Below are 25,306 nucleotides of genomic sequence, written 5' to 3' on the forward strand. Positions count from 1 at the left end.
TCCCGACGCTCGTACGACGACGAAGCCGGCGCCCTGTCCGCATCCGGCGCCACCGACTGCTCCGGCACCGACACCTCGGCCGCCTCGGCAACCGCCGCCTGCGCCTCCGCCACCGCGACCTGCGGGTCCTCCCCACGCTCACGGGCAACCTGCGCCACCAGCCGGTCGGCCTCGCCGCGCAGCTCCGTCGCGCGCCGCTGCGCACGCTCCAACTGCTTCGTCAGATGCGAGACCTCACGCTCGGCCTGCTGCGCCGCATTGCCCGCGGACTCGGCCTGAACCTCCGTCATCGAACGCGCACCGGTGATCTCGGCGACCTCCGGATCGAACGCCGTACCGGAGTTGATGATGTGCCGCCCGGCATCCACGCCCGCATCCTCCATCAACCGGAAGATCTGGCGACGCTGATGCGGCAGGGACAGCGACACGACCGTGCCCGTACGACCCGCACGAGCGGTACGCCCGGCACGGTGCAGATAGTCCTTGTGGTCGCCGGCCGGGTCCACGTTCAGCACCAGATCGATGCCGTCGACGTGAATACCGCGAGCCGCCACATCGGTCGCGACCAACGCGTTGACGTAGCCGTCCTTGAAGTCCGCCAGCGTCCGCGTCCGCGCACCCTGCGTCATGCCACCGTGCAGCGCGTCCGCCTTCACACCCGCGTCACGCAGCTGCTCGGCGATACGGTCCGCACCCAGCTGCGTACGCACGAAGATGATCGTGCGGCCCTTGCGGGACGCGATCGCCGCAGTGACCGGCGCCTTGTCCTTCGGCTTCACGATCAGGATGTGGTGCGACATCGTCGTGACATTGCCCTGAGCACTGTCGACCTCGTGCGAGACCGGGTCGACCAGGTAGCGCTTGACCAGCGTGGAGATCTCGTTCTCCATCGTGGCCGAGAACAGCATCCGCTGACCGCCCGCCGGAACCTGGTCCAGCAGCTCCGTCACCTCGGGCAGGAAGCCCAGGTCGGACATCTGGTCCGCCTCGTCGATCACCGCGATCTGCACGTTCTCCAGGGAACAGGCACCACGGTTGATGAGGTCGCGCAGCCGGCCCGGAGTCGCGACGAGGACATCGACGCCGCGCTCCAGGGCGTAGATCTGGTTGCCCATCGACGTACCGCCGCAGACGACCTTCATCTTCAGGCCCAGGACATCGCCGTACGGCTGCAGGGCGTCCGCCACCTGCATCGCCAGCTCACGCGTCGGCGTGAGGATGACAGCGCGCGGCTTGTGCTTCTCGGTGCGACCACCGGCGAGCGTCGCCAGGGTCGGCAGACCGAACGAGAGAGTCTTGCCGGAGCCCGTGCGGCCACGGCCGAGAATGTCCTTGCCGACCAGGGCGTCCGGGATGGTCGCCGCCTGGATCGGGAAGGGGGTGGTCACGCCGTTCTGGGCGAGCTTGCGCACCACGCCCTCGGGGAGACCGAGGTCCGCGAACGTGACCTCGACAGCGTCCTCGGTGCCCTCGTTCTCGGGCACGACGACGTGATCAGTACTGGAAATGGACATGCGTAAGCGAAACCTTCCGGAGTCTCGTCGGCACGCGCCCGTCAACTCCGTGTTTCGCAATTACGACCGCCTCTATGCGGTCCGCCACGGCAAGGGAGAGTACGCGCCACACGGCGCGCTCTGCAGTGGCGCCGGGCAAATGGGATCAAACGATCTACCACCATACGCACCCTCCACCCCCGAAGGCAAACCGAGCCCCGTAGACGTACGTCACACCTCAAACGGCGTACGACCTGCCAGGGCCTTGCCGGGCGCTCCTACGCAGGCTCCCCCGCAACAGGCGCCCCCGCCGCAGGCGCCGGCTCCCGCTCCGCCAACTGCGGCCCAGCCTCCTGATGCGCCGACGACGACGGCTCCGCAACCGTCGGCTCCGGCGAAGCAGACACCGACGGCTGACTCGGCGACGCCGGCGGATCAGCCGGACGCGACACAGTCGGCGTCACACCGGCCGACGTCGACGCACCCGGCCTACCAGGCTTCCCCGGCCCACCCGACGCCGCAGCAGACCGACCCGCCCCCGCCGACGGCGACACCGAAGGCGACGCCGACTCCCCGCCCCTCCCGCCCTTCCCCCTGCCGCCACCATGCTTGCCGTCGAGCGCAACCCCACCCCCGGCACCCCGACGCGAAACCCCCGACCCCCCGTCCGGCGCCTCACCACCATGACCCCGCGCCGACTGCGACGGCCGAACACCCCCACCGCCCCCGTCCCCACCCACGCTCATACAACCGGCGGCAGCAGCGACAGCCATCACCGTGGCAGCCAGACGAACAGGTACGAACATGGGGCGCACGGAAAGCCACCTCCGGGGTGGGAACAGGAGTCAACCTCCCCAACTCCCGCCGCCCACAAGAGGACACGCGCCCCACTCACCCGTAACCAAGAGCATGCAAACGCGCATCGTCGATACCGAAGTGATGCGCGATCTCATGCACCACCGTCACCTCGGTCTCCGCCACCACGTCCTCCCGCGACGCACACATCCTCAGCGTCGGACCCCGGTAGATCGTGATCCGATCCGGCAGCACACCCGCATACCACTCACCCCGATCCGTCAACGGAGTGCCCTCATACAACCCGAGCAGCTCAGAATCACCGGCGGGCGGCTCGTCCTCGACGAACACCGCGACATTGTCCATCAGCCGCGTCAACTCCGACGGAATCCGATCCAGCGCCTCAGCGACCAGCTCCTCGAACTCCTCGCGCGTCATCTCCAGCACACGCCCATTGTCAGCCACAACAGCGCCACACGAGAGCCGTACGACAGTCGCCGACCCACCGCATATCCACACCCGCACCTGGGCATACGGGATCAATGGCCCGCGTCCCCGCCGCCGTCACCGCACTCAACCGCATCCGAAGGGCACCCCGCGCCCTCACCCGGCACCCCCGCAACCGCCGCCGACCACAACCGGCACTCGAACTCACCCCACAACACCCACCCTGGCTACGCGCCCTCAGCCTCGTAGCCGTCGTCCTGCTCGGCGCCTGGCTGGGACTCCTCATCGTCGGCAACGTCCGCGTACCCGTCGGCCCCGTCAACACCACCATGACCCTGCGGCCCTCCCTCACCGGCGGCACCAAAATCAACGTCTCACCACTCGGCGCCCTCCAGCTCAACAGCCACCACGCACCAGTCCGCCTCGACGTCAACATCGACCAACTCGACCCCGAACGCGCCCAAGCCCTCGTCGACCACCCCGAACGCCTCACCGGACTCCAACACGAAGTCACCCACGACATCGAACACGGCACCCTCGACCTCGCCCTGCGCTCCTGCATCGCCGTCGTCTCCGGCGCCACAGCCCTCGGCCTCGCCGTCTACCGCCGCCCCCGCCAAGCCCTCACAGCCGGCGCCACCGCCCTCACCCTCCTCATCGCCTCTGGAGCCACCGCCTGGGCCACCTGGAACCCCGAATCCGTCCTCGAACCCAAATACAGCGGCCTCCTCTCCTCCGCCCCATCCCTCGTCGGCAACGCCCGCAACATCGTCACCGAATTCGACGTCTACCAAAAAGAACTGGCACGCCTCGTCACCAACGTCACCAAGCTCTACGACGTCACCTCCACCCTCCCCGCCTACCAGCCCGACCCCACCACCGTCCGCGTCCTGCACGTCTCCGACATCCACCTCAACCCCGCAAGCTGGAAGATCATCGCCTCGCTCGTACAGCAGTACAAAGTCAACGTCATCGTCGACACCGGCGACACCATGGACCACGGCACCGCAGCCGAAAACGGCTTCCTCGACCCCATCGCCGACCTCGGAACCCCCTACATCTGGGTCCGCGGCAACCACGACTCCGACCTCACCCAGCGGTACCTGACCCACATGAAAAACGTGCACGTCCTCGACAACGGCCACGCCGAAACCGTCGCCGGACTGCGCTTCGCAGGCATCGGCGACCCCCAATTCACACCCGACCGCTCCAACGCACCCGGAGCCGACCAATCCGAACAACTCGCCGGCGACCGCCTCGCCTCCGCCCTGCGCGACCAGAAAAACGCACGCACACCCGTCGACATCGCCATGGCCCACGAACCATCGGCCGCACGCGAGGTCGACGGCGACGTACCACTGGTCCTCTGCGGTCACCTGCACCACGAAGGCGACGAAATCCTCAAATACGGGACCCGGCTCCGCATGGAGGGATCCACCGGCGGCAGCGGCCTACGAGCGCTGGAACACACATACCCGGCCCCCGTCGAGGCCTCCATCCTCTACTTCGACCGCGACACCCGGCTCCTGCAGGCCTGGGACTCGATCAAGCTCGGAGGCCTGGGCGAGACGACAGCCGAGGTCACCCGCCACCTGCCGAAGGAGAACCAACCGGGAGCCACACCCTCGCCCGCCACGACCTCCACGCCCCCCTCGGTCTCCTCGTCACCCTCGGTCTCCACCTCCCCCTAAACCGTTTTGGCGATACCTCCCGCCATCCCATATGCTTCTCACGTCCCCGACGCGCTGAGAGGCGCCCAGGCGGGCCGATAGCCCTCATCGTCTAGCGGCCTAGGACGCCGCCCTTTCAAGGCGGTAGCACGGGTTCGAATCCCGTTGGGGGCACGCAACACCGTGTGCGACACTGTCGTACGCAACAGCTTGGTCCTGTGGAGCAGTTTGGAGTGCTCGCCACCCTGTCAAGGTGGAGGCCGCGGGTTCAAATCCCGTCAGGACCGCGGAGATCTTTTCGAAGATCTCATGGCTGGGTAGCTCAGTTGGTACGAGCGGCCGCCTGAAAAGCGGCAGGTCGCCGGTTCGACCCCGGCCCCAGCCACAGCAAAGGCCCCGATCTCCGGATCGGGGCCTTGTTGTATGTACGCCTTGTGCATCATCGCTACGTGGACGAGCGATCGCGTCCGCTGCCAGTGAGCCCTCGGCTTGCAGCTCGGGCCCCGCACCTTGGGCATGATCGCTCCGTGTACGAGCGTCCGAGTCCGCTACCGGTCAGACACCCCGGCTTGCAGCTCGCCCCCGCCGATGGCTTCGGCGGGAGCGGCGCATCCAGCCCTAGACGACCAGCGTCAGGGCAGGGACCTGTGACTCGGCCCCGCAGACCCACACCCACCAGCCGCGTCGGCCGATGACGTGGGACGCATTCAGGTCGGCGTGCTCAACGAAGCCGCAGGACCTGCACGCGAACACGGCCTGGGAGGGCCGGTTGCGTTTGTCGATGTGGTGGCACTGGCAGCATTCCTGGCTGGTGTACGCCGGGCTGACGTGCACCAGGGGTACCCCGGCCTTGCGTGCCTTGTAGGCGATGAAGGAGCGGAGCTGCCCGAAGGCCCAGGAGTTCATCGTGACGCGTTGGGGCTTCTTCAGCCGTACCCGTTCGCGGATGCCGCTCAGGTCTTCGAGGGCGATGCCGCGACCGGTGCGTTGCGCCTCCGTCACGATGTGCTTGCTGATCTTGTGGTTGATGTCGCGGGTGCGTCGGGCCTGCTTGCCTGCGTGGCGTTTGGCCCGTCGTTTGGCCGAGCGGGTGTTCTTCGTGTCGAGGCGGCGGTAGAGGCGGCGGTCGTTCTGGCGTGTGCGGTTGATCTGTCGGCCGCTGTGTCGTCTGCCGGTGGAGGTGGTGGCGATGTTCTCGATGCCGAGGTCGACGCCGATGAAGTCATGCGGGGCGGGGTTCTGTGGGGGTTCGGGGACGTCGATGGCGGCCAGCAGGTACCAGTGGCCGTTCTGGTGGAGCAGGTTCGATTGGCCCTGGCGGCGGTGGGCGAGGAGGCGGAGTTGGTCTTCCTGGCCGGTGTAGGGGATGCGTTTCATGCGGCCGTGGACGGTCCAGATGGATACGGTTCGCTGCTCGGTCTGCCAGGAGAGCATGCGGTCGTCGTAGGCCTGGGCGGCGTCTGGGCGGAAGGTGATGGGCTTGCTGGTGGCCTTCGTGTGGCGCTTGGCGCCGGGTCGGCCGAGGTGGCCGCCTTTGAGGCTGCCGTGGAGGGACGCGTATGAGTTGCAGGCCTTCTTGATGGCGAGTTGCGCGGCTTGGGCGCCGAGGCTGAAGCGTTCCTTGATCTCGGAGTAGATCTGTGTGCGGAGTTCGCGGTTCTGTTTGATGCCGGTGGTGAAGGCGTGTCGGGACGCGTGGTTGGCGGCCTCGTTGCAGGTGCGCAGGGTTGCCTGGAGGGCCGTTGCCTGGTGGGGGGTCGGCAGGAGTTTCACGCGGATGACGAGCTTCACGTACGAAAATCTAGATCTTGGGGTGGGTTCGGTCTGGCGATCGGCTTTCGATCACCTCCTCGAGTGATCATTCGTACGTGCGGTCGAGGTGCGCGCGTGTCTGCGGTGGTGCTGTCGGGGGTGGGCGCGACAAATCGTTCGCCAGGGATTTCCGGGAGGTGAGATCCTGGATCGCGTATGTCTACGCACTCTGCCCCCGCCGCGCCGGCCTTCGGCGCTCTCGCCTCCCGCCTGACCGAGCTGTCCCTGCGCGATGCGCACCGGCTCGGGCGCAGGCTCGAAGGTGCGCGCAAGATCCGTAAGCCGGAGGCTCGTGCCGCTGTTCTCGCCGAGATCGATGCGGAGGTGGCGAGGGCTGAGCAGCGGATGGGTGAGCGGCGCGGTCGGGTGCCGGCCGTTTCGTATCCGGAGCAGCTGCCGGTCAGCCAGAAGAAGGACGAGATCGCGGACGCGATCCGTGATCACCAGGTGGTGATCGTTGCTGGTGAAACCGGGTCCGGCAAGACCACGCAGATCCCGAAGATCTGTCTGGAGCTGGGCCGGGGTGTGCGCGGGATGATCGGGCACACCCAGCCCCGTCGTATCGCCGCGCGCACGGTCGCCGAGCGGGTGGCGGAGGAGATGGACACCCCGCTCGGGGAGGCTGTGGGCTGGAAGGTGCGCTTCACCGACCAGGTGAATCAGGATTCGACGTTCATCAAGTTGATGACGGACGGCATTCTGCTGGCCGAGATCCAGACCGACCGTGAGCTGCGTGCCTACGACACGATCATCATCGACGAGGCGCACGAGCGGTCTCTCAATATCGACTTCCTGCTGGGTTACCTGGCGCAGCTGTTGCCGAAGCGCCCTGATCTCAAGGTCGTGATCACCTCCGCGACGATCGACCCCGAGCGCTTTTCCCGCCACTTCGGTGATGCCCCGATTGTCGAGGTCAGTGGGCGTACGTATCCGGTGGAGTTGCGTTATCGCCCGCTTCTGGAGGAGGACGGCGAGGACGCGGATCGGGACCAGATCACCGCGATCACGGATGCCTGCGAGGAGTTGATGGCTGAGGGGAAGGGCGACATTCTCGTCTTCCTCTCGGGCGAGCGGGAGATCCGGGACACGGCGGATGCGCTGACGAAGAAGCAGTACCGCTTCACGGAGATCCTGCCCCTGTACGCCCGTCTCTCCCATGCCGAGCAGCATCGCGTCTTCCAGCAGCACACCGGGCGCAGGATCGTTCTGGCTACCAACGTCGCCGAGACTTCGTTGACGGTTCCGGGTATCAAGTACGTGATCGATCCGGGCTTCGCTCGTATCTCCCGCTACAGCCATCGCACCAAGGTGCAGCGGTTGCCGATCGAGCCGATCTCGCAGGCGAGCGCCAATCAGCGCAAGGGCCGCTGCGGCCGTACGAGTGACGGCATCTGTATTCGGTTGTACTCGGAGGACGACTTCCTTGCCCGTCCGGAGTTCACGGACGCGGAGATCCTGCGCACCAACCTGGCCTCCGTCATTCTGCAGATGACGGCGGCCGGTCTCGGTGACATCGAGAAGTTCCCCTTCATCGATCCGCCGGACCACCGCAATATCCGTGACGGCGTGCAGTTGTTGCAGGAGCTGGGTGCGTTGGATCCGGCTGAGAAGGATGTGCGCAAGCGGTTGACGCAGACGGGCCGTAAGCTCGCGCAGTTGCCTGTCGATCCGCGGCTGGCGCGGATGGTTCTGGAGGCGGACAAGAACGGTTGTGTCCGTGAGGTCATGGTCATAGCCGCCGCGCTGTCCATTCAGGATCCGCGTGAGCGCCCGGCGGACAAGCAGGCGCAGGCCGACCAGCAGCACGCTCGTTTCAAGGATGAGACCAGCGACTTCCTCGCCTATCTCAACCTGTGGCGGTACATCAGGGAGCAGCAGAAGGAGCGGGGCTCGAGTTCGTTCCGGCGGATGTGCAAGCAGGAGTACCTCAATTTCCTGCGTATCCGCGAGTGGCAGGACATTTACTCCCAACTGCGCACTGTCGCCAAGCAGATGGGCATCCACCTCAATGAGGAGGACGCCCCGGGTGATCGCGTCCACGTCTCTCTCCTCGCCGGTCTGCTGTCGCATGTGGGCATGAAGGATGTGAAGGACGGCGCGAAGAACGAGTATCTGGGGGCCCGGAACGCCAAGTTCGCGATTTTCCCGGGTTCGGCTCTGTTCAGGAAGCCGCCGCGGTTCGTGATGTCGGCGGAGCTGGTGGAGACGTCGCGCCTGTGGGCTCGCGTCAACGCGAGGATCGAGCCGGAGTGGGTGGAGCCGCTGGCCGGGCATCTGTTGAAGCGTACGTACAGCGAGCCGCATTGGGAGAAGGATCAGGCGGCGGTGATGGCGTTCGAGAAGGTGACGCTGTACGGCGTGCCGATCATCGCGCAGCGGAAGGTCAACTACGGCCGTGTCGATGCGGAGGTCAGCCGGGAGCTGTTCATCCGCAATGCGCTCGTCGAGGGTGACTGGCGTACGCATCACAAGTTCTTCGCGGACAACCGGAAACTCCTCAGCGAGGTGGAGGAGTTGGAGCACCGGGCGCGGCGCCGGGACATCGTCGTCGACGACGACACGCTCTTCGATTTCTACGATGCCCGAGTGCCCGAACACGTGGTGTCCGGGGCGCACTTCGATTCCTGGTGGAAGCACAAGCGGCATGAGGAGCCGGAGTTCCTGGATTTCGAGCGGGAGATGCTCATCCGGGAGTCGGCGGAGGCGGTCACGAAGGCGGACTATCCGGACTCGTGGCGGCAGGGGCAGTTAAAGTTCCGGGTGACGTACCAGTTCGAGCCGGGTGCGGATGCGGACGGTGTGACTGTTCATGTCCCGCTGCAGGTGCTGAACCAGGTGACGGATGAGGGTTTCGACTGGCAGATCCCGGGTCTGCGGGAGGAGTTGGTGACGGAGCTGATCCGCTCGCTCCCCAAGCCGATCCGCCGCAACTATGTGCCGGCGCCGAATTTCGCCAAGCGTTTTCTGGCCACGGCTTCGCCGCTTCAGGAGCCGTTGACGGTCACGATGGCGCGGGAGCTCAGGCGCATGGTCGGTGTGCCGTTCGAGGCGGAGGACTTCGACTGGGCGAGGGTGCCGGAGCATCTGCGTATCACTTTCCGCATTGTCGACGAGCGGCGCAGGAAGCTGGCGGAGGACAAGGATCTGGAGGCGCTGAAGCTGAGTTTGAAGCCGAAGGCGCGGAAGGCTCTTTCGCAGGCTGCTGCGGCGTCTGCGTCGCGTGAGGGGGGTGAGTCGTTGGAGCGTCGGGGGCTGACGGACTGGTCGATCGGCTCGCTCACCCGGGTTTTCGAGACGCGTCGGGCTGGGCAGCCGGTGAAGGCGTATCCGGCGCTGGTGGACGACGGTGACACGGTTTCCGTACGTCTCTTCGACACGGAGGCGGAGCAGGCGGAGGCGATGTGGAAGGGGACGCGTCGGCTGATTCTGCGGAACATCCCGGTGAATCCTGCGAAGTTCGCTTCCGAGAAGCTGTCGAATGCGCAGAAGCTCGCGTTGTCCGCGAACCCTCATGGGTCGATCCAGGCTCTGTTCGACGACTGTGCGATGGCGGCGGCGGATCGGTTGATCGGGGAGTTCGGGGGGCCGGTGTGGGACGAGGAGTCGTTCCGGAAGCTGTACGACAAGGTGCGCGCGGAGATCGTGGACACGACGGTGCGGGCGGTGGGTCAGGTGCAGCAGGTTCTGGCGGCCTGGCAGGCTTGTGAGCGCCGTTTGAAGTCCGTACGCAGTCCTGTGCTGCTGGCGAATCTTCAGGATGTGCGGGGGCAGTTGGACGCGCTTGTGAGGCCGGGTTTTGTGACGGCTTCGGGGTTGGGTCGGCTGGGTGATCTGATGCGTTATCTGGTTGCGGCGGATCGGCGGCTGCAGCAGATGCCGACGAACGTTCAGCGGGACACCACGCGCATGGAGAAGGTCCATGAGATGCAGGACGAGTACGCGTGGCTGTTGGAGCAGCTTCCGAAGGGGCGTCCGGTGCCGGCTGCGGTGCTGGACATCCGGTGGATGATCGAGGAGCTGCGGGTCAGTTATTTCGCGCATGCGCTCGGGACGGCGTACCCGGTCTCGGACAAGCGGATCGTGAAGGCGATCGACGCGGCCGTTCCGTAACCGCCTGTGCACCGGGGGTGAGTTCGACCAGGCGCTCACCCTCCTGTACAGTCTCTTCTCGCAGCGCAACGCACCATTCGCCCTGCGAAACCTGGTCCTGTGGAGCAGTTTGGAGTGCTCGCCACCCTGTCAAGGTGGAGGCCGCGGGTTCAAATCCCGTCAGGACCGCAGCAATGAGTTGGGCCCGCATCCGCAAGGGTGCGGGCCCAACTCGCATCCCGCACCTGCGCCCCCTCGCCGCTCCACCACCGCGGAGGCCGCGCCCGCGGCGGAGCCGCAATCGAACACCGCACATCCCGTCAGGACCGCAACAACCAGCCGGGCCCGCATCCGCAAGCGTGCGGGCCCAACTCGCATCCCGCACCTGCGCCCCCTCGCCGCCCCACCACCGCGGAGGCCGCGCCCGCGGCGGAGCCGCAATCGAACACAGCACATCCCGTCAGGACCGCAACAACCAGCCGGGCCCGCATCCGCAAGCGTGCGGGCCCAACTCGCATCCCGCACCTGCGCCCCCTCGCCGCCCCACCACCGCGGAGGCCGCGCCCGCGGCGGAGCCGCAATCGAACACAGCACATCCCGTCAGGACCGCAACAACCAGCCGGGCCCGCATCCGCAAGCGTGCGGGCCCTTCTTCGTGTCTGCCTCCCGCACCCCGCAGGGGGTGCGCCCCCTTCTTCGTGTCTCGCGGCCCTCCAGCCCCCCACGTCCCGTCAGCGTCCTCGTGGGGTTCGGGCCGTCTTGACGGCGTCAAGTTCCGTAGGTACCCAGAAGACAGGGCCACTTCCCCGGGCGGCCCGTGGAGGTGGGGCATGACGGCGACGGTCAGGCACGAGACTCGGGCTCTGCTTCGGGCGCATCTGTCGGCTGCTTCGTCGTACGGCCATCTGACTCGTCACTGCCCGATATGCCATCACCTGCTGCGGCTGGCGCTGGACGCCGCGCAGAGGCCTGCGGAGCTTGCCGAGGCCCCGGAAGACGGGGTGGAGGACGAGAGTCCGGCAGGCGCGTGAGTGTCGGCCGGGTGTCAACGCCCGTGTCGTCGCGGGGGCGTGGAGCGCAGGCTTCCTTTAGCGCACTTGTGGCGGGAGCGACAAGGACTCTGTCATGTGACGGGAGTCACCGCATGAGTTTCTGAGAGTGCGGTACTTACACCCTGCCTACAACTGGTCAATTTAATATGTGCAATTGCACTGTGCGGGAGGCGTGTCGTGGCCCCCGTTCAGGGGCTGCTCACAGGAGATCCGACAGCCCTCCCCAGACTCCGACAAGGCCGCTCACAGGGCGGTGGTTTTGGCACGTCAGACGCACAAAAAAGATCGCGCTGGACTCGGCGGAGTCCAGCGCGATCGACGACGCACCCTGTCATGTGCTCGAAAGCTCTGAGGGATGTGGGCGTGGAGCCTGTTGGGGCAGACCCCGCGTCGCTTGGAGCTAGGGTTTCGGGCGCTGCGGCACGTTGGGGGACCTGCCGTTTTGCCCGGTTATGGAGTTGTTCAGGCCTCGCTGCGCTGCTGCGGGATGCCCGCCAGCAAGGCGCGCACCTCCGCCTCGCGGTAGCGGCGGTGCCCGCCGAGCGTACGGATCGAAGTGAGCTTGCCGGCCTTCGCCCACCGCGTGACCGTCTTGGGGTCGACGCGGAACATCGTGGCGACCTCAGCCGGGGTCAGCAGCGGCTCGGCATCAGGGGTGCGAGCGGTCATGAGCGGCCTCCTCGGGAGAACCGAACCTTCTCGGTTCTTTCCTCTAAATTCTGCACCTTGACCCGCGTTGCCCGAAATGGCGGACGCGAGTCGAGTCGGTTATAGGACGAACGGCTTGTCCTCGGCACTACAACTACACCATCTGTCCAGCCGCGTCGGCCAAACCGATGGAATTGCCCCTCCAGTTGTTCATCAGCGACGGAAGCCGATGGACCATGCCATAGCGGACAGTCACGCCACTGTGACGATCAGTCACAGGACGATCAGGAGTCACGAGACCCCCCAAAGCGTGCAATGCGGGCGGAGTCCTCCCCGGACTCCTTGTCCTATTTTGGCATGAGGAGGGGCAAGAGACGCAAGAGCCTCGTACGTGCGGTCCATCACGCTTGGCTGTGATTGAGCGTCACTTGGGACGAACGCCCGGATCGTGACCTACGTCCCATGCCGGGGAGGCAATGTCCGCCGTTCTCGTCGAGCACGGCGCACACTTCGGTGCCAGGACAAAACCCCAAAACGAGCGGTACGTCAAACGTCAGTTCGCTGAGCGACGGTCCCTGACGGAGCGCCAGCGCTCCACCAGCCGCGCGTACGCCGCCCCCGCGGCCGGTCCGTCGCCCAGCCGCAGCGCCTCGATGCCCTCGGCCACGTCGGCCGCCGAGTGGTCGTCCTCGAGCTCGCCGGCGGGCAGCGTGTGCACCAGGCCGCCGTAGTCCAGCTCCACCAGCGAGCGCGGATGGAACTCCTCCAGCCAGCGCCCCACGTCCACCAGGCCGTCGATCAGCGGCCCCTCGTCGATACCGTCCTTCAGGGCGCGCAGGGCCCGCGCCACGCGCCGCCGGGCCTGCACCATCGGTGTGCGGTAGCGCAGCATCGGGGGGATCTCGCCGGAGCCCTTGTCGAAGCGCCGTTCCTCGTCGGAGACGAGTACGAACCAGTGCAGCGGCACCTGCCAGGTGGAGGTGCGGATCCAGGGGCGGGCGTCGGGGTTGCGGGTCAGCCAGCGCTCGTAGTCCTGGGTGGCCTGGCGCCGTACGACCGCCGGCAGGACGGCCTCCAGGACCGGCTTGGGCAGTTCCTCGGGCAGTTCCTGCAGCGCCAGCCAGCCGCGCAGCCGGGTGCGCCAGGGGCAGACGCACACCACGCCGTCCACCTCGACGACGAAGGCGTCGCTGCTCTCGTGCACGGGCACGGGGATCGGCGGGGTGGGCAGCAAGTCGGCCAGGGAGCGGCGCAGTTCGTCCTGGTACGAGGGCCGGTCGGGGCGCCGGGCGTAGCGCGCCCAGTGGCCGCGCTCCGGTTCGGGGAAGGCGGCCAGTGGTTCGTACACGCGCAAGTACGTCGCATACGGGACGATCACCGAGGACACCTTGGGCACGCCTGCTCCCTCCCCCGCCCACCACCGGGAAAACCTGCAAGGCCCGCTGACGAACACGCGGGAAATCCATGCAAATCGTCGCACGGACGCCCATCGCCGGTAGGTGATCCTGAGCACTGCGCGGATGGCGGGGCTCACAGGCTCTAATCTCGTCCTCACAGCCCCCGCCACCCACACGGGAGCTGGTCTCCAACCCGCCGCTATGTACTCAGGAGTCACCACAGTGACCGACGTAACCGGCGCGCCTGCTGATGTACTGCACACCCTGTTCCACTCGGACCAGGGCGGACATGAGCAAGTCGTGCTCTGCCAGGACCGCGCCAGTGGCCTCAAGGCCGTCATCGCCATCCACAACACCGCTCTGGGCCCGGCCCTGGGCGGTACACGCTTCTACCCGTACGCGAGCGAGGCCGACGCAGTCGCCGACGCCCTCAACCTCGCGCGCGGGATGTCGTACAAGAACGCCATGGCCGGTCTCGACCACGGCGGCGGCAAGGCCGTGATCATCGGAGACCCGGAGCGGGACAAGACCGAGGAGCTGCTGCTCGCCTACGGCCGGTTCGTCGCCTCGCTCGGCGGCCGCTACGTCACCGCGTGCGATGTCGGCACGTATGTCGCCGACATGGACGTCGTGGCCCGTGAGTGCCGCTGGACGACCGGCCGCTCCCCCGAGAACGGCGGCGCGGGCGACTCGTCCGTGCTGACCGCCTTCGGCGTCTACCAGGGCATGCGGGCCAGTGCCCAGCACTTGTGGGGCGACCCGTCGCTGCGCGGCCGCAAGGTCGGCATCGCGGGCGTCGGCAAGGTCGGCCGGCATCTGGTGGAGCACCTGCGCTCCGAGGGCGCCGAGGTCGTCGTCACGGACGTGCGCGAGGAGGCCGTGGGCCGCATCGTCGCCGCCCACCCGGAGGGGGTGTCGGCGGTTGCCGACACCGCGACCCTGATCCGCGTCCAGGACCTCGACATCTACGCGCCCTGCGCGCTGGGCGGGGCCCTGAACGACGACACCGTGCCGGTGCTCACCGCCAAGGTGGTCTGCGGCGCCGCCAACAACCAGCTCGCCCACCCGGGCGTGGAGAAGGACCTCGCCGACCGCGGGATCCTCTACGCGCCGGACTACGTGGTGAACGCCGGCGGTGTCATCCAGGTCGCCGACGAGCTGCACGGCTTCGACTTCGACCGGTGCAGGGCGAAGGCGGCGAAGATCTTCGACACCACGCTCGCCATATTCGCACGTGCGAAGGAGGACGGGATTCCGCCGGCCGCCGCGGCCGACCGGATCGCCGAGCAGCGGATGCACGAGGCGGCCGCGGGGCAGGGTCGCTGACCTCCGGAAGGTTTGACCGGTACCCGTCGGCGCACACTTAGAGAGAACTCTCACGTTCGTCGGCGGGTCGCCCGCTCAGAAGTGGTTAAAATCGCGGTTGACCAGCGGGGACAGGGCGCCCCGAGGGTCCTGTGGCCGGGCCCGTGCTGCGGGCGACGTACCGTATGGGCGTGGGCTCAGGTACCGTGGAAGCCCTACGGACCGGTCTCTCCTTCGAGAGTCCGTTCCAGATCATGAACGCGTGTCAAGACTCTGGGGCCGTCGAGCCCCGTCACCGAGGGGGTCGAGCCATGGGGCGCGGCCGGGCCAAGGCCAAGCAGACGAAGGTCGCCCGCCAGCTGAAGTACAACAGCGGCGGGACTGACCTGTCGCGTCTGGCCAGCGAGCTGGGCGCTTCGACTTCGAGCCAGCCGCCGAACGGCGAGCCGTTCGAGGACGACGACGAAGACGACCCGTACGCCCAGTACGCGGATCTCTATAACGACGACGAGGACGAGGACGACGAGTCCGGTCCCGCGTCGCAACGCCGCGGCGCTTGACGATCCAGCTGCGCTCGACCCGGTCCGTGGTGGTCCACACCACCGGACCGGGTTTTGCGCTGCTTTCGCAACTGCCGGCCCGCGGCGTTACTGCTGTGCGTACGTGCCGACCAGGGCGGCGCCGGTGGTGTGCTCGCCGCGGTCGGTGATCTCTCCGGCGACCCAGGCCTCGACCCCACGGTCGGCCAGCGTCGCCAGGGCCACGTCCGTCGACTCCTGCGGCACGATCGCGATCATGCCGACGCCCATGTTGAGGGTCTTCTCCAGCTCCAGGCCCTCGACCTGACCGGTCCGGCCGACAAGGTCGAAGACCGGAGCCGGGGTCCAGGTGGAGCGGTCGACGATCGCGTGCAGGTCGTCGGGGATCACCCGCGCCAGGTTGGCGGCCAGGCCGCCGCCCGTGATGTGCGAGAAGGCGTGCACCTCGGTGGTGCCGGTCAGGGCCAGGCAGTCCAGCGAGTAGATCTTGGTGGGCTCCAGCAGTTCCTCGCCGAGGGTGCGGCCGAACTCCTCGATGCGCGCGTCGAGGGAGAGCCCGCCCTGGTTCAGCAGGACGTGCCGCACGAGTGAGTACCCGTTCGAGTGAAGCCCGGACGCGGCCATGGCGATCACGGTGTCACCCGTACGGATGCGATCCGGGCCGAGCAGCCGGTCGGCCTCCACGACGCCCGTTCCGGCGCCGGCGACGTCGAAGTCGTCCGCGCCCAGCAGGCCCGGGTGCTCGGCCGTCTCGCCGCCCACGAGGGCGCAGCCGGCCAGTACGCAGCCCTCGGCGATGCCCTTGACGATGGCGGCGACCCGCTCGGGGTGGACCTTGCCGACGCAGATGTAGTCGGTCATGAACAGCGGCTCGGCGCCGCACACCACGATGTCGTCCATGACCATGGCGACCAGGTCGTGGCCGATGCTGTCGTACACGCCCAGCTGCCGGGCGATGTCGACCTTGGTGCCTACGCCGTCGGTGGCGGAGGCGAGCAGGGGGCGCTCGTAGCGCTTGAGGGCGGAGGCGTCGAAGAGGCCGGCGAAGCCGCCGAGGCCGCCGAGGACCTCGGGGCGCTGCGTCTTCTTCACCCACTCCTTCATGAGTTCGACGGCGCGGTCGCCCGCTTCGATGTCGACGCCCGCGGCTGCGTAGCTGGCACCGGTTGTCTCAGACATGGCTGGTGAGAACTTTCGTGTCGTACTGCAGGTGGGACGGGCGTTACGGGCGACGGATCGCGTCGGCCGCGGCCGTGGCTGCCGGACCGGCCGCCAGTTCGGTCTCCAGGAGCTGCTTGCCGAGCAGTTCGGGGTCCGGGAGATCCATCGGGTACTCGCCGTCGAAGCAGGCGCGGCAGAGGTTCGGCTTGGCGATCGTGGTCGCCTCGATCATGCCGTCGATGGAGATGTAGGCCAGGGAGTCGGCGCCCAGCGAGGTGCCGATCTCGTCGATGGTCATGCCGTTGGCGATCAGCTCGGCGCGGGTGGCGAAGTCGATGCCGAAGAAGCAGGGCCACTTCACGGGCGGGGACGAGATCCGGATGTGGACCTCGGCGGCGCCCGCCTCGCGAAGCATCCGGACCAGGGCGCGCTGGGTGTTGCCGCGCACGATGGAGTCGTCGACGACGACGAGCCGCTTGCCCTTGATGACTTCCTTGAGGGGGTTCAGCTTCAGTCGGATGCCGAGTTGGCGGATGGTCTGTGAAGGCTGGATGAAGGTCCGGCCGACGTAGGCGTTCTTGACCAGACCGTTGCCGAACGGGATGCCGGAGGCTTCCGCGTAGCCGACGGCCGCGGGGGTGCCGGACTCGGGGGTCGCTATGACCAGGTCGGCGTCGACCGGGGCTTCCTTCGCGAGCTTGCGGCCCATCTCCACGCGGGAGAGGTAGACGTTCCGGCCGGCGATGTCGGTGTCGGGGCGGGCCAGGTACACGTACTCGAAGACACAGCCCTTGGGCTTCGCATCCGCGAATCGTGAGGTGCGCAGGCCGTTCTCGTCGATGGCGACGAACTCGCCCGGCTCGATCTCGCGGACGAAGGAGGCGCCGCAGATGTCGAGGGCGGCGGACTCGGAGGCGACGACCCAGCCGCGCTCCAGGCGGCCGAGGACCAGCGGGCGGATGCCCTGCGGGTCGCGGGCGGCGTAAAGCGTGTGCTCGTCCATGAAGACGAGGCTGAAGGCGCCCTTGACCTGCGGGAGGACCGTGTGGGCGGCCTCCTCGATGGTCAGCGGGTTGCCGCTGTCGTCCTCCTGGGCGGCGAGCAGGGCCGTCAGCAGGTCGGTGTCGTTGGTGGCCGCGACGCGCGGGGTGCGGCCGCCCTCCTTCTTCGGGAGGTCGGCGACCATCTCGGCGAGCTGGGCGGTGTTGACCAGGTTGCCGTTGTGGCCGAGCGCGATGGAGCCGTGCCCGGTGGCACGGAACGTCGGCTGCGCGTTCTCCCACACGGAGGCGCCGGTGGTCGAGTAGCGGGCGTGACCGACCGCGATATGACCCTGGAGCGAACCGAGCGAGGTCTCGTCGAAGACCTGGGAGACGAGGCCCATGTCCTTGAAGACGAGGATCTGGGAGCCGTTGCTGACCGCGATTCCCGCGGATTCCTGGCCCCGATGCTGGAGGGCGTAGAGCCCGAAGTAAGTGAGCTTGGCGACCTCTTCGCCCGGAGCCCAGACTCCGAAGACGCCGCAGGCGTCCTGGGGGCCTTTCTCACCGGGGAGCAGATCATGATTGAGTCGACCGTCACCACGTGGCACGGCACCGAGTGTAGGCGAGATCGACCACTGGTCCGAATTGGGGATGGGCGCCGGCAGTGGATCACCGTCCGGCGACGGCTTCGGCGCTTTCTCCGTTTTCGCTGGTCAGGGTGAGGGTGCGGTGATCCACGCGATAGGTGGCCGTGCCGTCGAAGAGGCGCAGGAGGCTCTTCTCGGTGTGCATGAGTGAGGCGTCGCACATCATTCGGGTGGTGGAGGCGGGGCCCAGCGTGATCCGGCCGTCGCGGACGGTGGCTTTCGCGGTGACGTGATTGCATCCCAGGCGGCCCGTCACCTTGCCCGATTTCTTGTCGAAGGTGAGGTATGCGGAGCCCTTGGCCTGCGGCGGCAGGCTCGCCGCGGTGCCGTCCCGGCCGAGCGAGGTGATCGTCCACTTCGTCCCGTACAGCGGGGTGTCCTGCTCCTTGGTGAGGTGGATGCGGTCGCCGTCGTGGGTGGTGAGCGTCAGCTTGTTCCCCTTGAGGTCGGCCGTGAGCGTGTGGTCGACGAGGGTGTGCGAGAAGGCGCGCTCGAAGGCCATGCGCGCGGGTTCGCAGGCCATCAGGGTCTGCCGGGCGTGCGTCAGCTTGACGTGGTGGCCGGTGAGGGCGGCCTTCGCGCCGAACTCGTTGCAGCCGTAGCTGCCCTCGGCGGTGCCGTTCTTGCCGATGCGCAGGTCGGCGTCGGCGCCGGCGGGGGCGTGCCGGGTGGTGCCGTCCACGGTGACGCTGTCGACCTTCCAGTGGACGCCCGCCACCTCGGAGGCGGCGGAGGCGCCGGCCGGGTCGCCGGCTGTGTCGCTGCCGCACGCCATGACGAACGGAAGCACGGTCAGGACGGCGAGGGTGAGTCGCTGTTTGTCCATACCGGTGGGACGGGAGGGACCGGAGGCCGGTTCCCCGCTTCACCCCATCAGCGGCAGCAGCCCGCTCAGGTCGGCCCGCTCGCCGCTCGCGCCGACCCGGGCCCGCTCGACCGCTTCCGCCCAGGTCACGCGCCCGGTGGCGAGCCGGATCCAGGTCAGCGGGTCGGTCTCGACGACGTTGGGCGGGGTGCCGCGGGTGTGCCGGGGCCCCTCGATGCACTGCACCACGGCGTACGGCGGGATCCGCACCTCGGTCGCGCCGCCGGGCGCCTTGGCGGCGAGGGCGTCGGCGAGCAGCCGGGTGCAGGCGGCGAGGGCCTGGCGCTCGTAGGGCACTTCGAGGCCGGGGACGGCGTCGTTGAGGTCGTCGGTGTGGACGATCAGTTCGACGGTGCGGGTGACCAGGTAGTCGGAGAGCGGCATGGGGCCGGTGTTGGTGGCGAGCAGGCGGGCGCCGGGGTGTGCGGCGAGGTCGGCGCTGAAGCGGCTCTCGACGGCGGCGAGGTAGGCGTCGGGATCGGGGTTGTCGCCGGCGAGCCGGCGGCTCATGTCGTCGATCCCGGCCGCGTTGCCGGCGGTCGCGAACGGCCAGTCGAGGGCCGTGACCTGCTGCCGGGGCGGCTCCGGCAGCTCCAGGAACCGGCTGACGGCACCGAGTGCCATGCCGGTGTGCGCGATCAGGTCCCGTACGGTCCACTCGCCCAGCCGCGTGGGCGCGGCCAGCTGTTCGGGGCCGAGGGTGCGCACGGCATCGCGCAGATGCCCGAACTGCGCGCTCACGGCGGCACGGATCTTGACGGAGTCGTACGTGCGGGCGCGTTTTTTGGCCGGGGGCATGGCGGTGAGCCTAGATCCCGGCCTTGCGCGCGTAGGTGCCGAGGCCCTGCTCCACGAGTGCGAAGGCCTGCTCCGCGCGGGCGGTGGCGTCGGCGGCGACCGTGTCGACGGGTTCGCCCGCGGTGATGCGGCGGTGGTGCTCCTCGACGAGGGCGTTGCGGGCGGCGCTGAGCATCGCGGCGGCCACCGTCGCGAGCATCAGGTCGCCTGTTTCCTCGGCGAGCAGGGCGGCCAGGTCGCGGGTGCCCTGCTGGGCGGAGAGGAAGGCCCGTTCCATCAACACCGGTGTGTCGGCGACGAGTTGACGCACCTGGCGGGCGAAGGGTTCACTGTGCAGGCCGATCGAGGGGTCGCGGGTCTCGATCATGCTCAGGAACTGGCGGCGTACGGCCTGTACCGCGCTCTCCCCCGGCTCCCGCTCGCGCACCGCGCGGGCCGCGTCCTGGAAGTGCTCCTCCATGGGCCGGAAGACCAGGTCCTCCTTGGTGCCGAAGTAGTTGAAGACGGTCATCTTCGAGACCTCGGCGGCGTCGGCGACCTCCTGCACGGAGACGTTGTCGAAGCCGCGCTCGGTGAACAGCTCGACCGCGACCTGCCAGATCCGCATCGCCGTCTGCCGCTTCTTGCGCTCGCGCAGTCCCATCGTCTCGGCCGTCATGCCAGCACTGTACCAAGGCGATTTTTAATCCCGGATAAAACATTGACTCGGTACACAAACATTGGGCATGGTGGTTCCCATGACCGAGACCCAACGCAAAGTCGGCCTTTTCGTCTGCCTGCTCACCATCGTCCTGGCGGTCCTGGACCTGCAGATCGTGTCCGCGGCCACCGTCCCGATCGCCCACGACCTCGACCCCGCCCACGGAATCGACAAGATCCCCTGGCTGATCAGCGCCTACGCCCTGGCCTCGGCCGCGCTGCTGCCGCTGTACGGCAAGCTGTGCGACGTCGCCGGCCCCAAGCGGGTCTTCACCGGCGCGATCGCCACCTTCCTGCTCGGCTCCGCGCTGTGCGGCGCCGCCCAGTCGATGACCGAGCTGATCGCGGCCCGCGCACTGCAGGGCCTGGGCGGCGGCGGCCTGATGAGCGTGACGATGGTCGTCATCGCCCACCTGCGGACCCCGGGCGAGAAGAACTCCGGCACCAACGCCGGCGGGCTCGTCGCCGGCGGCGCCATGGCCATCGGCCCCTGGCTCGGCGGCGTACTCGCCGACCACGCCGGCTGGCGCTGGATCTTCTACGTCAACCTGCCCGTCGGCCTCGTCGTCCTCGTCGCCTCCGCGCTCGCGCTGAAGCTCCCCGAGCAGCACGAACGGCGCCCGCTCGACTACAGCGGCGCCGTGCTCGCCGCCGCGTTCTCCAGCGCGCTGCTCCTGGTCACCGACTGGGGCGGCAAGAAGTACGCCTGGACGTCACCGGTCGTCCTCGGCCTCGCGGCCACGACCGTCATCGCACTCGCCCTGTTCGTGTGGCGCCAGCTCAGGGCCGCCGAACCCGTCCTGCCGCTCGGCCTGTTCCGCATCCGTGAGCTGCGGCTCGGCTTCGCCGTCCAGGCGATCATGGGGGCCGCGATGACGGGCGCCATCTACTACGTGCTGGTCTACCTGCAGCTGGCCCGCGGCATCAGCAGCTCCTCCGCGGGCCTGTATCTGATCCCGATGGCCGTGGGCCTGTCGGCGACCGGGCTGCTGGCCGGCCCGCTGGGCGCCCGCGGCTGGACGGCACGGACCTTCACCATCAGCGGCACGGTCACCGCCGCCCTCGCGTTCGTCCTGCTCGCCGCCACGACCGGCCCGGAGACCTCGCTGTGGCTGATCCGCGGTGAACTCCTGCTGGTCGGGGCCGGGTTCGGGCAGCTGCTCGGCCAGCTGATCCTGCTCGTCCAGGACTCCGCGCCGCGCCCGCAGCTCGGCGTCGCCACGACCTCCGTCCGCTACTTCCAGGCCCTCGGCAACGCCCTGGGCACCGCCATGTTCGGCACCGTCCTGACCCGCCTGTACGCGGCCGACGGCCCCGGCGGCGATGTGAGCGCGCTCGCCCGGCTGACCGGCGACGCACGCACGGCGGGCGTGCAGGCCTACGTCGACGCGACGAACGTGGTGTTCTGGTGCGGCGCCGCCCTGATGGCGGTGGCCGCGCTGATGGCGCTCAGGCTGCCCAGGTCCCGCCCCGGGACGGCCGCCCCGGAGCCGGCGAAGCAGCCGGTGGCCGTATGAGAACAGGCCGAAGGCCCTGCCCGTGCGGAACGGGCGGGGCCTTCGTCGTCCTGCGGACCGCCTAGGCGAGCAGCGCCTCGATGGTGCCCTCGTGTGCCTCGCGCAGCTCCTGCAGCGACAGCTCGAACTCGCCCTGGAGCTCGACCGTGTCGCCGTCCACGACACCGATGCGGGTGACCGGCAGGCCCCGCGCACCGCACATGTCGTTGAAGCGGACCTCCTCCGAGCGCGGCACGGCGACGACGGCGCGCCCCGCCGACTCGGAGAACAGCAGGGTGAACGCGTCCAGCCCGTCGGGTACGACCAGTCGCGCGCCCTTGCCGCCGAGCAGTGCCGACTCCACGACCGCCTGGATCAGACCGCCGTCGGACAGGTCGTGCGCCGAGTCGATCATGCCGTCGCGGGAGGCGGAGATCAGGATCTCGCCGAGCAGCCGCTCCCGCTCCAGGTCGACCTTGGGCGGCAGGCCACCGAGATGGTCGTGGACGACCTGCGACCAGGCCGAGCCGCTGAACTCCTCGCGGGTGTCGCCGAGGAGGTAGAGCAGCTGGCCCTCCTCCTGGAAGGCGACGGGCGTGCGCCGGGTGACGTCGTCGATGACGCCGAGGACCGCCACGACCGGGGTCGGGTGGATGGCGGCCTCACCGGTCTGGTTGTACAGCGAGACGTTGCCGCCGGTCACCGGCGTGCCCAGCTGCTGACAGCCGTCGGCCAGTCCGCGGATGGCCTCCGCGAACTGCCACATCACCGCCGGGTCCTCGGGCGAGCCGAAGTTCAGGCAGTCGGAGACGGCGAGGGGCTTGGCGCCGGTCGTCGCCACGTTCCGGTACGCCTCGGCGAGGGCCAGCTGCGCGCCCGCGTACGGGTCGAGCTTGGCGTAGCGGCCGTTGCCGTCGGTCGCGATGGCGACACCGAGGCCGGACTCCTCGTCGATGCGGATCATGCCGGAGTCCTCGGGCTGCGCGAGGACGGTGTTGCCCTGCACGAAGTGGTCGTACTGCGAGGTGATCCACTTCTTGGAGGCCTGGTTGGGCGAGCCCACCAGCTGCAGGACCTGCGCCCGCAGCTCCTCGGAGGAGGCGGGCCGCGCGAGCTTGTTCGCGTCGTCCGCCTGCAGGGCGTCCTGCCAGTCGGGGCGCGCCAGGGGGCGCTCGTAGACCGGGCCCTCGTGGGCGACCGTGCGCGGGTCGACGTCGACGATCTTGCCGCCGTGCCAGTAGATCTCCAGGCGGTCGCCGTCGGTCACTTCGCCGATGACGGTGGCGATGACGTCCCACTTGTCGCAGATCTCGAGGAAGCGGTCGACCTTCTCCGGCTCGACGACCGCGCACATCCTTTCCTGCGACTCGCTCATGAGGATTTCCTCGGGCGAGAGGGTGGAGTCGCGCAGGGGGACGTCGTCCAGGGTGACGCGCATGCCGCCGGAGCCGTTGGAGGCCAGCTCGGACGTGGCGCAGGACAGACCGGCCGCGCCGAGGTCCTGGATGCCGACGACCAGCTTCTCCTTGAACGCCTCCAGGGTGCACTCGATGAGGAGCTTCTCCTGGAAGGGGTCGCCGACCTGGACGGCGGGGCGCTTGGAGGGCTTGGCGTCGTCGAAGGTCTCGGAGGCCAGGATGGAGGCGCCGCCGATGCCGTCGCCGCCGGTGCGGGCGCCGTAGAGGATGACCTTGTTGCCGGAGCCGGACGCCTTCGCGAGGTGGATGTCCTCGTGCCGCATGACGCCGATGGCACCGGCGTTGACCAGCGGGTTGCCCTGGTAGCAGGCGTCGAAGACGACCTCGCCGCCGATGTTGGGCAGGCCCAGGCAGTTGCCGTAGCCGCCGATGCCGGCGACGACGCCGGGCAGGACGCGCTTGGTGTCGGGGTGGTCGGCCGCGCCGAAGCGCAGCGGGTCGACGACCGCGACCGGGCGCGCGCCCATCGCGATGATGTCGCGGACGATGCCGCCGACACCCGTGGCCGCACCCTGGTAGGGCTCCACGTAGGAGGGGTGGTTGTGGGACTCGACCTTGAAGGTGACCGCGTAGCCCTGGCCGACGTCGACCACGCCCGCGTTCTCGCCGATGCCGACGAGCAGCGCGTCGGACTGCGGGGCCTTCTCGCCGAACTGGCGCAGATGCACCTTGGAGGACTTGTACGAGCAGTGCTCGGACCACATGACGGAGTACATGGCGAGCTCGGCGCCGGTGGGCCGGCGGCCGAGGATCTCCAGGATCCGCTCGTACTCGTCCTTCTTCAGGCCGAGTTCGGCCCAGGGCAGCTCGACGTCGGGGGTCGCGGCCGCGTGCTCGACCGTGTCCAGAGGCGTCCTGCTCATGCGGTGACCAGCTTCTTGAGGATCGAGGTGAAGAACGGCAGACCGTCGGTGCGGCCGGAGCCGATGAGCGGCTCGACGGCGTGCTCCGGGTGCGGCATGAGGCCTACGACGTTGCCGGCCTCGTTGGTGATGCCGGCGATGTCGTTGAGCGAGCCGTTGGGGTTGAAGTCCAGGTAGCGGAAGGCGACCCGCCCCTCGGCCTCCAGCTCGTCCAGCGTGTACCGGTCGGCGACGTAGCGGCCGTCCATGTTCTTCAGCGGGATGTGGATCTCCTGGCCGGCGCTGTAGTCGGCCGTCCAGGCGGTGTCCGCGTTCTCCACCCGCAGCTTCTGGTCGCGGCAGATGAAGTGCAGGTGGTCGTTGCCGAGCATGCCGCCGGGCAGGAGGTGGGCCTCGGTCAGGACCTGGAAACCGTTGCAGATGCCGAGGACCGGAAGACCGGCCTTCGCCTGCTCGATGACCGTCTCCATCACCGGCGAGAAGCGGGAGATGGCGCCGGCCCGCAGATAGTCACCGTAGGAGAAACCGCCGGGGAGGACGACCGCGTCGACCTGGTGGAGGTTCTTGTCCTTGTGCCACAGGGCGACGGGTTCGGCGCCCGCGAGACGGATCGCGCGCTGCGTGTCCCGGTCGTCGAGGCTTCCGGGGAAAGTGACGACGCCAATACGAGCGGTCACTTCGCGGCCTCCGCGACTTCCTCGACCTTCACGGTGAAGTCCTCGATCACCGTGTTGGCGAGGAAGGATTCCGCAAGATCATGGATGCGGGCGAGCGCGGCCTCGTCGACCGGCCCGTCAACTTCGAGTTCGAATCGCTTTCCCTGACGTACGTCGGAGATGCCGTCGAAACCCAGACGCGGCAGTGCGCGCTGCACCGCCTGGCCCTGGGGGTCGAGGATCTCCGGCTTGAGCATGACGTCGACTACGACGCGTGCCACTGGCACTCCCGGTGTGTGGTGCTGAGCAGGTTCCTACTGGCGACTTCAGACTACCTGCACAAAATTTCTACGCGCGTCACCTTGTAGGAATCTACGTGATGGCCGTCACGAGGAGACGGGAGGTGTCCGCGG

19 protein-coding genes and 4 tRNA genes are annotated in these 25,306 nt (G+C 68.3%); 10 read left to right on the plus strand and 13 right to left on the minus strand.

Annotated features, from left to right (window positions below; all coding sequences use genetic code 11):
• Together JYK17_RS30965 and JYK17_RS30970 are read right to left on the minus strand one after the other, a co-directional pair.
• Nucleotides 1-1,514, minus strand: a 1,514-nt coding sequence (locus JYK17_RS30965; RefSeq protein WP_222811654.1) for a DEAD/DEAH box helicase, incomplete at its 3' end; no start/stop codon positions are given.
• Between the two features lie 870 nt (nucleotides 1,515-2,384).
• Nucleotides 2,385-2,735 (minus strand): metallopeptidase family protein, encoded by a 351-nt coding sequence (locus JYK17_RS30970; RefSeq protein ID WP_181362657.1) that lies wholly within the window; start codon nucleotides 2,733-2,735, stop codon nucleotides 2,385-2,387.
• 95 nt (nucleotides 2,736-2,830) lie between these two features.
• Between JYK17_RS30970 and JYK17_RS30975 the strand changes: the two genes are divergently transcribed.
• The 4 genes from JYK17_RS30975 (at nucleotide 2,831) to JYK17_RS30990 (ending at nucleotide 4,790) form a co-directional block, all read left to right on the plus strand.
• Entirely contained in the window at nucleotides 2,831-4,426 is a 1,596-nt protein-coding gene (locus JYK17_RS30975) for a metallophosphoesterase family protein (RefSeq protein ID WP_222811655.1), read from the plus strand.
• Between the two features lie 80 nt (nucleotides 4,427-4,506).
• Nucleotides 4,507-4,579 (plus strand) — tRNA-Glu (locus tag JYK17_RS30980).
• Nucleotides 4,580-4,617: 38 nt separating this feature from the next.
• A tRNA-Asp gene (locus JYK17_RS30985) sits at nucleotides 4,618-4,692 on the plus strand.
• Nucleotides 4,693-4,716: 24 nt separating this feature from the next.
• A tRNA-Phe gene (locus JYK17_RS30990) sits at nucleotides 4,717-4,790 on the plus strand.
• Between the two features lie 233 nt (nucleotides 4,791-5,023).
• Here the strand turns inward: JYK17_RS30990 and JYK17_RS30995 are convergent.
• Nucleotides 5,024-6,196 (minus strand): RNA-guided endonuclease InsQ/TnpB family protein, encoded by a 1,173-nt coding sequence (locus tag JYK17_RS30995; RefSeq protein ID WP_222811656.1) that lies wholly within the window; start codon nucleotides 6,194-6,196, stop codon nucleotides 5,024-5,026.
• 177 nt (nucleotides 6,197-6,373) lie between these two features.
• Between JYK17_RS30995 and hrpA the strand changes: the two genes are divergently transcribed.
• The 3 genes from hrpA to JYK17_RS31010 all read left to right on the plus strand — a co-directional run bounded on the left by hrpA (nucleotide 6,374) and on the right by JYK17_RS31010 (nucleotide 11,337).
• Nucleotides 6,374-10,327, plus strand: coding sequence for an ATP-dependent RNA helicase HrpA (gene hrpA / locus JYK17_RS31000; RefSeq protein ID WP_222811658.1), 3,954 nt, complete (start codon nucleotides 6,374-6,376; stop codon nucleotides 10,325-10,327).
• A 93-nt stretch (nucleotides 10,328-10,420) separates the two neighbouring features.
• Nucleotides 10,421-10,495, plus strand: a tRNA-Asp gene (locus JYK17_RS31005).
• Nucleotides 10,496-11,136: 641 nt separating this feature from the next.
• A complete protein-coding gene (locus tag JYK17_RS31010) occupies nucleotides 11,137-11,337 on the plus strand; it encodes a DUF6274 family protein (protein ID WP_108015714.1) in 201 nt (66 codons plus the stop codon).
• A gap of 483 nt (nucleotides 11,338-11,820) precedes the next feature.
• Here the strand turns inward: JYK17_RS31010 and bldC are convergent, their stop codons facing one another.
• Nucleotides 11,821-12,027, minus strand: a complete 207-nt coding sequence (gene bldC / locus JYK17_RS31015) for a developmental transcriptional regulator BldC (RefSeq protein WP_003949541.1) — start codon at nucleotides 12,025-12,027, stop codon at nucleotides 11,821-11,823.
• Nucleotides 12,028-12,559: 532 nt separating this feature from the next.
• Nucleotides 12,560-13,402, minus strand: a complete 843-nt coding sequence (locus tag JYK17_RS31020) for a DUF8083 family protein (protein ID WP_108015713.1) — start codon at nucleotides 13,400-13,402, stop codon at nucleotides 12,560-12,562.
• Between the two features lie 223 nt (nucleotides 13,403-13,625).
• On the opposite strand from JYK17_RS31020, the gene JYK17_RS31025 reads away from it, so the two are divergent.
• The gene (locus JYK17_RS31025; protein WP_222811659.1) at nucleotides 13,626-14,729 is read left to right on the plus strand and encodes a Leu/Phe/Val dehydrogenase; all 1,104 of its coding nucleotides are present in this window, start codon (nucleotides 13,626-13,628) and stop codon (nucleotides 14,727-14,729) included.
• A gap of 290 nt (nucleotides 14,730-15,019) precedes the next feature.
• Nucleotides 15,020-15,268 (plus strand): DUF3073 domain-containing protein, encoded by a 249-nt coding sequence (locus JYK17_RS31030; RefSeq protein WP_108015711.1) that lies wholly within the window; start codon nucleotides 15,020-15,022, stop codon nucleotides 15,266-15,268.
• Between the two features lie 87 nt (nucleotides 15,269-15,355).
• Here JYK17_RS31030 and purM read toward each other — a convergent pair whose 3' ends face one another.
• The 5 genes from purM to JYK17_RS31055 form a co-directional block, all read right to left on the minus strand.
• On the minus strand, nucleotides 15,356-16,426 hold the full coding sequence (gene purM, locus JYK17_RS31035; protein WP_108015710.1) for a phosphoribosylformylglycinamidine cyclo-ligase: 1,071 nt from the start codon (nucleotides 16,424-16,426) through the stop codon (nucleotides 15,356-15,358).
• Nucleotides 16,427-16,469: 43 nt separating this feature from the next.
• Nucleotides 16,470-17,999, minus strand: a complete 1,530-nt coding sequence (gene purF, locus JYK17_RS31040) for an amidophosphoribosyltransferase (protein ID WP_108015709.1) — start codon at nucleotides 17,997-17,999, stop codon at nucleotides 16,470-16,472.
• A 61-nt stretch (nucleotides 18,000-18,060) separates the two neighbouring features.
• Entirely contained in the window at nucleotides 18,061-18,864 is an 804-nt protein-coding gene (locus tag JYK17_RS31045) for an META domain-containing protein (protein ID WP_108015708.1), read from the minus strand.
• A gap of 39 nt (nucleotides 18,865-18,903) precedes the next feature.
• Nucleotides 18,904-19,701, minus strand: coding sequence for a maleylpyruvate isomerase family mycothiol-dependent enzyme (locus JYK17_RS31050; protein WP_108015707.1), 798 nt, complete (start codon nucleotides 19,699-19,701; stop codon nucleotides 18,904-18,906).
• Between the two features lie 10 nt (nucleotides 19,702-19,711).
• Nucleotides 19,712-20,359, minus strand: coding sequence for a TetR/AcrR family transcriptional regulator (locus JYK17_RS31055; protein WP_108015706.1), 648 nt, complete (start codon nucleotides 20,357-20,359; stop codon nucleotides 19,712-19,714).
• Between the two features lie 79 nt (nucleotides 20,360-20,438).
• Between JYK17_RS31055 and JYK17_RS31060 the strand changes: the two genes are divergently transcribed.
• The gene (locus tag JYK17_RS31060; protein WP_128802327.1) at nucleotides 20,439-21,917 is read left to right on the plus strand and encodes an MFS transporter; all 1,479 of its coding nucleotides are present in this window, start codon (nucleotides 20,439-20,441) and stop codon (nucleotides 21,915-21,917) included.
• A gap of 61 nt (nucleotides 21,918-21,978) precedes the next feature.
• Here JYK17_RS31060 and purL read toward each other — a convergent pair whose 3' ends face one another.
• Genes purL through purS form a run of 3 tightly spaced genes read right to left on the minus strand, consistent with a single transcriptional unit; the run spans nucleotide 21,979 to nucleotide 25,174 of the window.
• Nucleotides 21,979-24,237, minus strand: a complete 2,259-nt coding sequence (purL, locus tag JYK17_RS31065) for a phosphoribosylformylglycinamidine synthase subunit PurL (RefSeq protein ID WP_108015704.1) — start codon at nucleotides 24,235-24,237, stop codon at nucleotides 21,979-21,981.
• Nucleotides 24,234-24,914, minus strand: coding sequence for a phosphoribosylformylglycinamidine synthase subunit PurQ (gene purQ / locus JYK17_RS31070; RefSeq protein ID WP_108015703.1), 681 nt, complete (start codon nucleotides 24,912-24,914; stop codon nucleotides 24,234-24,236). The genes purL and purQ overlap by 4 nt, the downstream gene beginning before the upstream one ends.
• Complete coding sequence (gene purS, locus JYK17_RS31075) at nucleotides 24,911-25,174, minus strand: phosphoribosylformylglycinamidine synthase subunit PurS (protein ID WP_007383088.1); 264 nt, start codon at nucleotides 25,172-25,174, stop codon at nucleotides 24,911-24,913. The genes purQ and purS overlap by 4 nt, the downstream gene beginning before the upstream one ends.
• Nucleotides 25,175-25,306: the final 132 nt, after the last annotated feature.

The organism is Streptomyces plumbidurans (assembly GCF_019857225.1).
In the GTDB taxonomy this organism is placed as follows: Bacteria; Actinomycetota; Actinomycetes; order Streptomycetales; family Streptomycetaceae; genus Streptomyces; species Streptomyces plumbidurans.